13 protein-coding genes are annotated in these 11,749 nt (G+C 40.9%); 1 reads left to right on the plus strand and 12 read right to left on the minus strand.

What is annotated here, in order from left to right; genetic code table 11:
• Nucleotides 1-19: 19 nt before the first annotated feature.
• Both TY16_RS10235 and metG read right to left on the minus strand, forming a co-directional pair.
• Entirely contained in the window at nucleotides 20-787 is a 768-nt protein-coding gene (locus tag TY16_RS10235) for a TatD family hydrolase (protein ID WP_043931808.1), read from the minus strand.
• 220 nt (nucleotides 788-1,007) lie between these two features.
• Nucleotides 1,008-2,981, minus strand: a complete 1,974-nt coding sequence (metG, locus tag TY16_RS10240; RefSeq protein WP_043931809.1) for a methionine--tRNA ligase — start codon at nucleotides 2,979-2,981, stop codon at nucleotides 1,008-1,010.
• Between the two features lie 507 nt (nucleotides 2,982-3,488).
• Between metG and TY16_RS10245 the strand changes: the two genes are divergently transcribed.
• On the plus strand, nucleotides 3,489-3,767 hold the full coding sequence (locus TY16_RS10245; protein ID WP_043931810.1) for an AbrB/MazE/SpoVT family DNA-binding domain-containing protein: 279 nt from the start codon (nucleotides 3,489-3,491) through the stop codon (nucleotides 3,765-3,767).
• Nucleotides 3,768-3,924: 157 nt separating this feature from the next.
• On the opposite strand, the gene rsmI is transcribed toward TY16_RS10245, so the two are convergent.
• The 10 genes from rsmI to TY16_RS10295 form a co-directional block, all read right to left on the minus strand.
• Nucleotides 3,925-4,797, minus strand: a complete 873-nt coding sequence (rsmI, locus tag TY16_RS10250; protein ID WP_043931811.1) for a 16S rRNA (cytidine(1402)-2'-O)-methyltransferase — start codon at nucleotides 4,795-4,797, stop codon at nucleotides 3,925-3,927.
• Complete coding sequence (locus TY16_RS10255; protein ID WP_043931812.1) at nucleotides 4,775-5,062, minus strand: GIY-YIG nuclease family protein; 288 nt, start codon at nucleotides 5,060-5,062, stop codon at nucleotides 4,775-4,777. The genes rsmI and TY16_RS10255 overlap by 23 nt, the downstream gene beginning before the upstream one ends.
• Entirely contained in the window at nucleotides 5,049-5,792 is a 744-nt protein-coding gene (locus tag TY16_RS10260) for a tRNA1(Val) (adenine(37)-N6)-methyltransferase (protein WP_043931813.1), read from the minus strand. Before TY16_RS10260 ends, TY16_RS10255 begins: the two co-directional genes overlap by 14 nt.
• 168 nt (nucleotides 5,793-5,960) lie before the next feature.
• Nucleotides 5,961-6,320, minus strand: a complete 360-nt coding sequence (gene yabA / locus TY16_RS10265) for a DNA replication initiation control protein YabA (protein ID WP_043931814.1) — start codon at nucleotides 6,318-6,320, stop codon at nucleotides 5,961-5,963.
• 13 nt (nucleotides 6,321-6,333) lie between these two features.
• Nucleotides 6,334-7,161, minus strand: coding sequence for a PSP1 domain-containing protein (locus TY16_RS10270; protein WP_043931815.1), 828 nt, complete (start codon nucleotides 7,159-7,161; stop codon nucleotides 6,334-6,336).
• The gene (gene holB, locus TY16_RS10275; RefSeq protein WP_155922205.1) at nucleotides 7,154-8,161 is read right to left on the minus strand and encodes a DNA polymerase III subunit delta'; all 1,008 of its coding nucleotides are present in this window, start codon (nucleotides 8,159-8,161) and stop codon (nucleotides 7,154-7,156) included. The genes TY16_RS10270 and holB overlap by 8 nt, the downstream gene beginning before the upstream one ends.
• Before the next feature lie 51 nt (nucleotides 8,162-8,212).
• A complete protein-coding gene (locus tag TY16_RS10280; protein ID WP_043931816.1) occupies nucleotides 8,213-8,542 on the minus strand; it encodes a cyclic-di-AMP receptor in 330 nt (109 codons plus the stop codon).
• A 221-nt stretch (nucleotides 8,543-8,763) separates the two neighbouring features.
• A complete protein-coding gene (gene tmk / locus TY16_RS10285; RefSeq protein ID WP_043934642.1) occupies nucleotides 8,764-9,399 on the minus strand; it encodes a dTMP kinase in 636 nt (211 codons plus the stop codon).
• Complete coding sequence (locus TY16_RS10290) at nucleotides 9,392-10,852, minus strand: aminotransferase class I/II-fold pyridoxal phosphate-dependent enzyme (protein ID WP_043931817.1); 1,461 nt, start codon at nucleotides 10,850-10,852, stop codon at nucleotides 9,392-9,394. The genes tmk and TY16_RS10290 overlap by 8 nt, the downstream gene beginning before the upstream one ends.
• An 80-nt stretch (nucleotides 10,853-10,932) precedes the next feature.
• On the minus strand, nucleotides 10,933-11,139 hold the full coding sequence (locus TY16_RS10295; protein ID WP_043931819.1) for a sigma factor G inhibitor Gin: 207 nt from the start codon (nucleotides 11,137-11,139) through the stop codon (nucleotides 10,933-10,935).
• Nucleotides 11,140-11,749: the final 610 nt, after the last annotated feature.

Consider the following 11,749-nt stretch of genomic DNA (forward strand, 5'->3'; position numbering starts at 1 on the left):
GTTACGACACTATTTGATGTCAACTTATGCCGAAAATCCGTTTAGCATTTTCAGTTGTAACATTTGCCACTTGTTCGAATGGGATCTCCTTGATTCTAGCAATTTCTTCAGCCACTAAACGCACATGGGCAGGTTCATTCCGCTTGCCACGGTATGGATGCGGGGCAAGGTATGGGCAATCCGTTTCGACTAGCAACTTTTCCAGAGGAACCTCGGCGGCTACTTCTTTTGGCTTTTTCGCATTTTTAAAAGTAACTGGGCCTCCGAGAGAAATAAGGAAATTCATTTCCACACATTTCTTTGCGGTTTCTACACTTCCACTGAAACAATGCATAATACCGCCTACTTCAGCTGCATCTTCTTCACTTAGTATTTCTACAATATCTGCTGTTGCTTCACGATTATGAATGACAATTGGCAGCTTTACCCTCTTAGCTAGCCTGATTTGCTTCCGAAAGACCTCTTTTTGAATATCCTTTGGAGATTTGTCCCAATAATAGTCAAGCCCCATTTCCCCAATTCCCACTACTTTAGGGTGGGAAGAAAGTTTCTCTATCCAGGCTAAATCATCATCGGTCATATCAATAGCATCAACTGGATGCCATCCAACTACCGCATAAATGAAATCGTGCTCCTCGGCAAGTTCCATCGCCTTTTTGATCGTGGGCCTGTCAAAACCCACAACAACCATGGTTTCTACCCCATTGTCTTTTGCACGGGCAATCACATCGTTTATATCTTCTTCAAACTGGTCAGCATTTAAATGAGTATGAGTATCAATTAGCATAAACCACGCCACCTCGCTGTTGAAAAAGGGAATGCTTTTCAATTCGGCATTCCCTTCTCATTTGATTATATTATTTTCTGCAGCCTTAATGGCAGTGAGCCTCTGCCTCCCAAAAGGTCTGTTTGGTAAAGTAAGTTTTTTGGGCCTCTGCTCCTGGAAATCAACAATCAGGGTTTCCGCTCTGCCAATCAGTGGGGGAAAAATCCTACTGACTGAAGTTTTACTTTATCTTTGTCCCGTTAGGAAGGCTTTGATCCACTGAAGCAAGCGATAAGGTTCCTTCTGTTTTCCCGGCTAGAATCATTCCCTGTGAAAGTTCTCCACGGAGTTTTACTGGTTTCAAGTTTGTAACACAAATAACCTTTCTGCCAATGATTTCTTCAGGCTTGTAATATTCGGCGATTCCCGAAACAACCTGACGCCTTTCGTAGCCGAGATCAAGCTGCAGCTTCAGCAGCTTATCGGCTTTCTTTACTTGCTCAGCCTGCAGAACCTCCGCCACACGCAATTCCACCCTCATAAAATCTTCAATGGAAATTTCCTCAGCTTCAAGAGCTTCTTCCGTTTTATTTACCTCAGGCTTTTTCTCTTCAACAGCTGGGGCCGAACCTTGCATTTCTCCTTTAATAAACTCGACCTCTTCAGAGATTTCAAGACGAGGGAACAAAGGATTTCCTTTTGCCACCTTGGTACCTGAAGGAATTGCTCCAAATTCCGCAAGGCTTTCCCAAGCCTTCAAAGATTCATCGGAAATTCCCAGTTGTTCAAAAATCCCTTGCGGCGAGCGAGTCAAGAAAGGCTGCAGCATAATGGCAACCCGGCGAAGGGTTTCAGCCAAATGAACCATAACCGCTTCTAGCTCAGCCTTTCGTTCCTCATCCTTTGCAATAACCCAGGGTTGGGTTTCATCAATGTATTTATTCGAACGGCTAACTAGCTGCCAAACGGCCGTCAGTGCCACTGAAAATTCCATTTTATCCATTGCTTCTTCATACTTTTCGACAGTTTCCTTGTTTACTGATAAAAGAACATGGTCAAATTCCGTTACAGACCCGGAGTAAACAGGAACCTGGCCGCCAAAGTATCGGTCAATCATAGCCACTGTGCGGTTAAGAAGATTGCCAAGGTCATTTGCTAAGTCGAAGTTTATCCTTTCAACAAAACCTTCCGGAGTGAAGACGCCATCTGCTCCAAAAGGAACTTCCCGGAGAAGATAATAGCGGAGCGCATCAAGCCCATACCGATCAATAAGGGTAACTGGATTGACGACATTCCCCTTTGATTTGGACATTTTTCCATCCTTCATCAAAAGCCATCCATGAGCAAATACTTTTTTAGGAAGAGGCAAGTCAAGAGCCATAAGCATAATTGGCCAATAAATTGTGTGGAAACGGACAATCTCTTTTCCTACAAGATGAACATCGGCGGGCCAATACTTTTTATATTTCGTTTCATCCTCACTGCCATAACCAAGAGCAGTGATATAATTTGATAAAGCATCAATCCACACATAAATAACATGCTTTGGATTTCCAGGCACCTTAATTCCCCAGTCAAACGTTGTACGAGAAACAGCGAGATCTTCAAGGCCAGGCTTAATAAAATTATTGATCATTTCATTTTTTCTGGATTCAGGCTGGATGAATTCAGGATTATTCTCATAAAACTCAAGAAGCTTATCAGCATACTTACTCATTCTAAAGAAATATGATTCTTCCTTTACCTTTTCGACCGGTCTCCCACAGTCAGGACAGTTCCCCTCGACTAGCTGCCTATCGGTAAAGAATGATTCACAAGGCGTACAATACCATCCCTCATACTCATCAAGATATATATCACCTTGTTCGACAAGTTGTGCAAAAAGCTTGTCGACCGATTTTTTGTGTCTGTCCTGGGTTGTTCTGATAAAATCATCATAAGAAATATCAAGTTTTTTCCAGAGATCCTGAATACCTTCAACAATGCCATCCACATATTGCTGTGGCGTCAGTCCTTCTTCCGCTGCCTTTCTCTGGATTTTCTGGCCGTGTTCATCCGTACCAGTCAGGTACATAACATCATAGCCTCGCAAGCGCTTATAGCGTGCCATTGCATCACCAGCTACAGTTGTATATGCATGCCCAATATGCAGATTTCCGCTAGGATAATATATAGGTGTTGTAATATAAAACGTTTTTTTGTTTTCTTCCACCATGAATCCTCCTTTTATGTAACCAATTCCAGATACTTTTTAAGTCCATTATTGCCTATTCACTTCAGCTTCTATCATCAAAATATACCGAAAAATCAACTTTTCTGCAATAACATAGGTTTCCTGAGAGGAGGAATGGAGCAGGATAACACAAAAAGTTTCCCCCTATCCCAATAAAATTTTTGTATTATACGAATAGTATATATGTTCGTTATCCCTTTTTTGTTGTTTTTTGTCGAATTATGATTTTCAACAACGCATTTTATTATTCTAAAAAAATGTTCAAAAAATATTCGATTTTTTACTCTTCTTTTTATCTTCTTTTTAAAAGCCTGATTTATCAAGAGTTTATTCCAAAAACCAAAAGTTGTTAATTCATTTTTAAAAAGAAAGTAATTGACGAATATGGGAACTACTGGTATCATAAAGCTATTAGAAAAATGTCGAATTATGACGAACTTTGTAACAACAATAAAAAGAGAAACGTGGAAAATGAGAGGAGATAATTTAATGAAATCTACAGGTATTGTCCGTAAAGTTGATGAACTTGGACGTGTTGTTATTCCAATTGAGCTAAGACGTACTTTGGGTATCGCAGAGAAGGATGCATTGGAAATCTATGTAGATGATGAGCGCATCATTCTTAAGAAATATAAACCAAATATGACTTGCCAGGTAACTGGTGAAGTATCTGATGACAACATAGCTCTTGCAGATGGCAAGCTCATCTTAAGCCGCGAAGGCGCAGAACTTCTTATAAAAGAAATTCAGAATGTATTTTCCAAATAATTTACTAAAAAAAGGCTTCTCCTATATGGTGAAGCCCTTTTTTTGTACGTACGTTCAGCCGCAAAAGCAATGCAATGACCCCAAGAATAGGCTTGTCCCAAGGCCGTTCTTACGAGGTTTCCATTTGCCTGCACAAAGATGCTTGCACTTTTATTTTTTATTCAATATGAAACTCTCGATAGATATCCCGCTTACTCATCCCTCGGTCTTTTGATGTAAGCTTAATTGCTTCCTTTGAGGATGCTTGTTTTTCATTAATATAATGGTTCACATGTTCTTCAATCGACAGGTTTTCCCACCAGGATTCTACTTGGATTGGGTTCTCTGTTCCCCCTTCCAATATTAAGCAAAATTCTCCCCTTACCTCGCCATTCCCACACCATTCAATTGCTTCAGAAACAGTCCCCCTGATAAATTCCTCATACTTTTTGGTCAATTCCCTGCAAAGAACAATCCTTCTATTCCCCACAATTTCCAGAATAAGGCCTAATGTCTCTCTTAATCTGTGTGGCGATTCGTAAAGGACAATAGTCCCTGTTTGCTGACTAAGAAGTTCCAATTCCTTTTTTTTATCTTTCTTCTGCCGTTGCAGAAAGCCATAAAAGTAAAAGGGTTGTGCAGGAAGGCCGGATGCTATTAATGAGGTTAATGCGGCGTTTGCACCAGGAAGAGGTACAACCGCAATCTGTTCATTTACTGCCTGTACAACTAGCTCATAACCTGGGTCTGAGATTGTTGGCATGCCAGCATCACTTACTAAGGCAATTTTCAGACCATCCTTTAATTTCCCTATAAGCTTGGAGCCGCTTGCCTCCTTATTATGCTCATGGTAACTTATAACTTGGGTAGTTATTTCAAAATAATTACATAGCTTCTTTGTATTGCGCGTGTCCTCGGCAGCTATTATGTCTGCTTCCCTCATGATCCTAACCGCCCTAAAGCTCATATCCTCAAGATTCCCTATAGGTGTTGGGACAAGATACAAGATTCCTTTTGACTCCTCATTATCAAAGCTTTTTTGCTGCCACATAATCCTCACCCTTTTCATTGGCCAAAAATTCTTCTTTTTTCTGACGGGAAAGCTGTTTAAAACGGTACTCTGCCTGCATAGCTTCGGTCTTTGTGGGAAATGACTTGGCGAATAGAAGCGTTACGGGTACCCTTGCCCTTGTATATTTAGCCCCTTTCCCTTGATTATGAAGCTGCACTCTCCTGGCCAGGTTATTTGTATATCCCCCATAAAAGCTTCCATCCCGGCATGATAATACATAAAAATAGTGATTAGTTTCTTCCATATAAAATCTCTCTTAACTCAGGGGTATATTCATTTTCCTCATTATAGACAATAACAGCAGGCAAAACCTTGAGGCCAGGCTGTCCGCCCTTCGTAGCTTCTATTAATAATGTGTTAGCTTCCTTTCCTACCTTAGGATGTACAAATTGAACTCTTTTAGGTTCTAGCCGGTATTTTCTCATCAATTCAATTATTTCAATCAGCCTTTCTGGTCTATGCACAAACGCAACTTTCCCGCCAGCCCTGGCCATTGCGGCAGAAACTCTAATAGTGTCTTCCAGAGTACAAAGAATTTCATGCCTGGCTATAGCAAAATGCTCATTTTCATTAATCTCCCCTTCGGGAGGTGTTTTAAAATATGGGGGATTGCATGTTACTACATCAAACTTGCCATAGCCAAGTTTTTTTGTCATATCATTTATATCTCCAAGAACCATTTTCACCCTATTGTCCAGGTCATTATAATGAATGCTCCGTTCTGCCATGCTATAAAGCCTTTCCTGAATCTCGACTCCTGTAATTCTTCCCTTTGAACGGGTACTTAAAAACAACGGGATAACTCCATTGCCACTACATAGGTCCAAAAGTTCCCCTTTTTGGATAGGAACATAAACAAATCTTGATAATAGGACTGCATCAAGAGAAAAAGCGAAAACTGAAGGACTTTGAATAATCCTCAAGTTTTCTGCAAGTAAATAGTCAAGGCGTTCATCTTCTTTTAACTCTACCATCTTTAATCCTCCGGCACTATTTGCTCAAGCACTAATTGAATTATTATTGAATCAATAGTATTATTTTACACACTTTTCGAAACTCTGCTGCTATGACAAACAAGGTAAATTTTAAAAGCGTTATCCTTTCGCTCATTCAAAAAAGCCTTCCTTATAATAAGGAAGGCACTATTTTTTATTCAAGAATGAAAGGCAAAATAAACAGTCGCCTTCTTTACGCAGGCTTCCAAAGTGCAAATTGCAGATGTGGAACCCTTCCTGGTAAAGACGCGCAAGATTGTCATAGCCTTCTCCAATATCAACAGGCTTGGTCCCGGTTCGGCCCTTCTTTCCCTTTTTACCTGCCAGGCCTGTCTGTTCTTCGAATTTTTCCAGTCGGCGCCTTAGAAGGTCATTCTCCAGCTTGAGAGAGTGATTTTCCTCCAGTATTTCAGCAAGATGTTCCTTCAATTCTCCCAATTGCTGATAGAGGTTTCCTATCTGAGTTTCCATAGAGCCTACCGACTCGAATATTTCCTTTTTATCCACGTGTTCCACCTCATTAGTCTGTGGATGGTATAGATAAAGCACCCTCTTTTAAGATTTCATCCAAAGTGAATTCCAGAACCTTCTCTTGATCTTTAATTTCCACCTGGAGTACACGTTCAAGAATATTTAAGCCAACGACCTTTCCTCTGCCAAGCGGGGTTGAAATAATTTCACCCAGGTCAGGAAGAAGATCCTTTGCTGTTTCATATTCATCATTTTCGTATTTCAGACAGCACATAAGCCGTCCGCATAGACCGGAAATCTTGGTGGGATTTAACGACAGGTTCTGATCCTTTGCCATTTTTATTGAGACTGGATCAAAGTCTCCAAGGAAAGTTGAACAGCAGAGCATCCTTCCACATGGGCCAATTCCTCCGAGCATCTTGGCTTCATCCCTAACACCAATCTGACGAAGTTCAATCCTTGTCCTAAAGATGGAAGCAAGGTCCTTAACTAATTCCCTAAAATCAACCCGGCCATCTGCAGTGAAATAAAAAATTACTTTATTCCTGTCAAACGTGTATTCTACATCAACTAGCTTCATATCCAATTGATGGCCACTGACTTTCTCGCAGCAAACATCATATGCTTCTTTTGCTGCAAGCTTGTTTTCCTCTACAATGAGTTTGTCCTTTTGATCCGCAATCCGTACGACCTTTTTTAATGGCAGAACTACGTCATGCTCGTCCACTTGTTTCCTGGCAATGACGACCCTGCCAAACTCAACGCCCCGTACAGTTTCAACTATGACATATTCATCCTTGTTGATTGGCAGATCTCCGGGATCAAAATAGTATATCTTACCCGCTTTTTTAAAGCGTACCCCAACTACGTCATACAAATGCCGATCCCTCCTGCAATTTTAGCACGAGCTGCTCCATCAATAGCTGCGGGTTCATATTGGCTTGAAGTTTCCGTTTCGCCTCGAGCACCGCAGCCATTTGGTCTGGCAAGCTGCTCATCCGGGTATGCAGGGCTAATTGCTGTAGGCGTGCAGCTTCCCTCCTGAAAACAATTTGCTCCTGCTTTCCCAACTGTATATATAATAGGTCCCTAAAGACAAGAAGTAACAAATCCAGGCCGCGGTCTATCTGTTCTTTTTCTTTGAAGTGTACAAACCACTCACCCTGAAGCGCGACCATGGCTTCAAGAGGTTTTTTTTTCAACACTTCATATAATTTTACCACTACCAATTGGGCATGTGCAAACCAATCCTGTACATTTAGGTCCATGGCCTCATGAACATTATTTGTCATTTGTGCCAGCAGATGGGCAGAGTTTGGATCAACCCCGTTTTCAATTAGCTTTTTTATAAAAAAGTCGGGTTTAAGTGGGTGGAAAGCAATTATTTGGCATCTCGATAATATGGTGGGTAGTATTCGCTGTGGATTTTCAGTCAGCAGTATGGCAACCGTATCAGCTCCGGGCTCTTCAAGGAACTTCAGTAAAGAATTAGCCGCGCTGACTGACATTTTTTCAGCATCAATAACCATATATACTTTTCTCGATGATTCCATTCCCTTTTTAGAGAATTCCTCCTGTAAGTCTTTAATTTGCTGTTTTTTTATTGAAAGACCATCCGGTTCAACCAGATGCAGGTCAGGATGGTTTCCGCTGGTAATCCGTTTGCAATTTAAGCAAGATTCACATGGTTTATAGCGCTCATGAAGATTCTCACAGAAAAGCGCCTTAGCCAGCAGGATCGCTGTATCTCGTTTTCCGGTGCCATGCATTCCCTCAAACAAGTATGCATGGGCAACTCGTTCCTTTTGAAAGCTATTTTTGATATATGTTATTACATCGGGCTGCATTTCAGCTACTTCATCCCAAGACATTGCCACATTTTTCACCCTCAGTAAGTTCCTAGGTATATATAATCTTTATAATTAAAATTAGAATTGGAGAAATTGTTCTATTGGAAGAACAAAAACTGTTGCTCCACCAACCTCGACCTCAACTGGATATGGGACATATGAATCTGCATTTCCTCCCATTGGAGATACCGGTGCAACAAGCTGATCTCTGGACTTGCAGTTATCTCTAATAATATCCAGAGCCTTCTGTACCCGAGTATCTTCTACCCCAATCATAAATGTCGTATTGCCGGACTTAAGGAAGCCTCCAGTTGTCGCAAGTTTTGTTGCTCTGAAGTTATGGTCAACAAGTGCATTGGAAAGCCGGTTGCTATCCTGATCCTGTACGACTGCTATTATTAATTTCATTTTTCCAGCCCCCTAAAGTGTTCTTCCTTTCATTATATCAGGAATTTTGATTACGGACACTCTTTCACCTATGGAACTATACATTGAATGTACTTACACTTTCTTATGGGAGAAAAGGGACTGAGGAATTTCCCCACTAGTTTACTTTTAGGTTTTCAGCCAACGATTACATTCGATCCCACAAAGAGGGTTACTTTAATTAGTGAGTAAAAAAATCCTCCCTACTTTTGAGGGAGGAATGTTTCAATTATCGTCTTGACTGAACGAAATACATCTTCCAATTCAAAAGATGCATCAACTCTTTTTATGCGATCAGGGAATCGCTCCAGTAAAATAAGATACCCTTCTCTCACTTTGCTGTGGAAACTTAGTTCTTCCAGGTCTAGCCGGTTAATTTCTCTATCCTTATGCTTTGCTATCCTTTCCAAACCTTCTTGTGGTTCAATGTCAAAGTAAATGGTTAAGTCAGGCATCATTGTTTCAATCGCGAATTGATTTATCTTGTAGACTTCCTCTATTCCCAGACCTCGAGCATAGCCCTGGTAAGCAAGAGAGCTGTCAATAAACCGGTCACAAATGACTATACTGCCCTTCCCCAACGCTGGTCTTACCTTTTCCATGAGGTGCTGCCTGCGGGCGGCTGCATAAAGCAGAGCCTCTGTCCTAGGATCCATCGCTATATTTTCTGGCTCAAGAATGACCTTTCGAATTTGTTCAGCAATATCAATTCCGCCAGGTTCACGAGTTATTAAAGCATCGTACCCACATTTCTTTAGATGTTCGGCAACCATCAATGCTACTGTCGACTTTCCAGCACCCTCTGGGCCTTCTATTGTTATAAATAATCCTTTAACCATTGCAACCTCCATCTGCTTCCTCTTCAACAAAGACAAGAATTTCCCCCTTGTCCAAGTGGATTCCGCCTTGAAAGCGGGCCCCATTTTGCTTCATTTCCATAAGTCTTTTTATTATGTCCCCCTGGAGCCTCTCACCTTTTATGATAATTGGTATTCCCGGAGGATAAGGAATGATAGTTTCGGCAGCAATCATCCCTTCTGCTTCTATAATCTTAGAAAGAATAAAGTCGCTCTCTTCCATTTTTTTATAGGTCAATGACAATTTGGAGTGGCTCTGGCGCCCTATCTTAATTGTCGCTTTGTGGTTTATAATTTGCTCATATGGGCTTAGAATAGCATTAATTCTTTGTACGGTGTCCTCAAAAGGGTAAAACATGCCCTTTTTTAAAAGGGGCAGGACAAATAAAACATTTTTTGAGTCTGCAAGTTCTGTATATATCCCTGCTTTTTCAAGTTCCCTTTGAAGCTCAAAACCACTGAGCTGGCAGGCTGACTGGATAGTGACCTTTAACAGATCCCCTTCTCCAGGATAGTCAAGCACAGTAATTTGCTTAATTTGGCTTAACTTTCGTCGAAAAGAGCTTACCTGATCCATCAAAAATCCCAAATCATTGTGATTGTATCCTGAAAGGTAACACCTTGCTATATCCAAAGAAGCCATTATTGGATAAGATGGACTGCTTGATTGCAGGAATTGAAGTTTTTCCTTTATTTTATCTATAGATACCAAGCTACTGTTAACATGTAAGTACGAGCCCATCGTCATTGCAGGAAGAGTTTTATGGGCTGACTGTACGATAATGTCAGCTCCCTGTGAGGAAGCAGGTTCTGGGAATGAACCTCCCGCTGAAAAATGGGCTCCATGTGCTTCATCAACCAGTACGGGAATTCCATATTTATGTGCCTCATCAACTATTTCTCTTATGGAATCCGCCATACCATAATAATTTGGATAGGTCACAATAACTCCTTTTGCATCAGGATATTCCCTGATTGCCTGTATAACGGCCTCCCTGCTGATGCCCCCTGCTACATCCCAGCTGTTAATATAATTTGGTTCTATAAATATAGGCCTTGCCTTCGCAAGCTGTAAACCATTCATAACAGATTTATGGCAATTCCGTTGTACTATCATCCGGTCATTTTCCTTGCAAACAGCAAGAATCATTGCCAGATTTCCGGCAGTCGAACCATTTACCAAAAAGAAACTTTTCTTAACCCCGTGCAGCTCCGCAAGCAGCTGCTCGGCTTCCAATATGACGCTCTCTGGTGAATGAAGATCATCCAACCCAGCTAGCTCCGTAGCATCAATTTTCATTATCGCTGAAAAATAATCCTCATTAATATTACTCTGAACAAACCCATTCTTATGTCCAGGTACATGGTAAGAAACATAATTTTTCAAGTTATGTAAATGTAAAGCAGTATATAAAGGTGTGTTAGATTGATTCATGTCTACTCCTGAATGACGAAAGTCTTTTTTCATTGTATCACTTCTTTGGAAACAAAAAAATAAAAGCCCTAGTGGACTTTTTAAGAAAAAATGCCTGGCGCTGTAACTTTTCGGAGCTGTTTTAGATAATATGGATATTTGGGATCATTTGTTTCAGTCTTTATCATATCCATTTCACACTCCATGCATATAAAAGAAGTGTATAAATGGATTCCTTTTGTTTTAATTTCCCCGCAAACCACACATGTTTCACTTATTGCCTGTGAATTCACTTCTCCCACCTCCATATAATAAGCATGCCCGTTCCTAAAGATTTGTATACAATTTTATGAATTGTCACGTAGATAACTACCATTCTTAGTGTATGTGTATCCGCTGAATTCGTGTATGTCTAACGGAAATTCTTTTGGTTGTCAGTGGAACAATAAGAAAACCAAGTCTATTCGTGGGTTAGCTCGTACGGTGATGTGAAAGGGAAGATAAAAGAAGAATTTCCCTCCCGGCATACTACAGCCATTCACCGCCAATGGCGATACACTGTTCTGTTATTCTCCACCTACGACCTTCCTGCTGCCTCCCGAAGGTTATAGGTTTGCCTTAAAAGTCAGAACTCTATCTGTATGAAGACAGTTGCAAAATTAGTGATTTACCATAAAGAATGAAAATGCAATTTGTACTATATATAAGAATAAAAGCGCCTTGTGGAGCTAGGCATACATATGTTCAATAAAATGGTTATCCACAGACGCAGTATCCATAATTTCCTAAGCATAAGAAAAGGGCAACCCGTAATGGGTTGCCCTTTTGTTGTTGCCCGGCAGCGTCCTACTCTCACAGGGGCTTACGCCCCAACTACCATCGGCGCTGAGAAGCTTAACTTCCGTGTTCGGGATGGGA

This window comes from Bacillus sp. EB01, assembly GCF_000613125.1.
In the GTDB taxonomy this organism is placed as follows: domain Bacteria; phylum Bacillota; class Bacilli; order Bacillales; family Cytobacillaceae; genus Bacillus_D.

What these genes read in the sequence shown, in the direction of transcription:
- metG (WP_043931809.1), bottom strand. Translation starts at nt 2,981, where the DNA reads ATGGTGGAAGAAAACAAAAAAACGTTTTATATTACAACACCTATATAT.
- TY16_RS10290 (WP_043931817.1), bottom strand. Translation starts at nt 10,852, where the DNA reads ATGAATCAATCTAACACACCTTTATATACTGCTTTACATTTACATAAC.
- TY16_RS10280 (WP_043931816.1), bottom strand. Translation starts at nt 8,542, where the DNA reads ATGAAATTAATAATAGCAGTCGTACAGGATCAGGATAGCAACCGGCTT.
- tmk (WP_043934642.1), bottom strand. Translation starts at nt 9,399, where the DNA reads ATGGTTAAAGGATTATTTATAACAATAGAAGGCCCAGAGGGTGCTGGA.
- rsmI (WP_043931811.1), bottom strand. Translation starts at nt 4,797, where the DNA reads ATGTGGCAGCAAAAAAGCTTTGATAATGAGGAGTCAAAAGGAATCTTG.
- TY16_RS10260 (WP_043931813.1), bottom strand. Translation starts at nt 5,792, where the DNA reads ATGGTAGAGTTAAAAGAAGATGAACGCCTTGACTATTTACTTGCAGAA.
- TY16_RS10235 (WP_043931808.1), bottom strand. Translation starts at nt 787, where the DNA reads ATGCTAATTGATACTCATACTCATTTAAATGCTGACCAGTTTGAAGAA.
- TY16_RS10255 (WP_043931812.1), bottom strand. Translation starts at nt 5,062, where the DNA reads ATGGAAGAAACTAATCACTATTTTTATGTATTATCATGCCGGGATGGA.
- TY16_RS10245 (WP_043931810.1), top strand. Translation starts at nt 3,489, where the DNA reads ATGAAATCTACAGGTATTGTCCGTAAAGTTGATGAACTTGGACGTGTT.
- TY16_RS10295 (WP_043931819.1), bottom strand. Translation starts at nt 11,139, where the DNA reads ATGGAGGTGGGAGAAGTGAATTCACAGGCAATAAGTGAAACATGTGTG.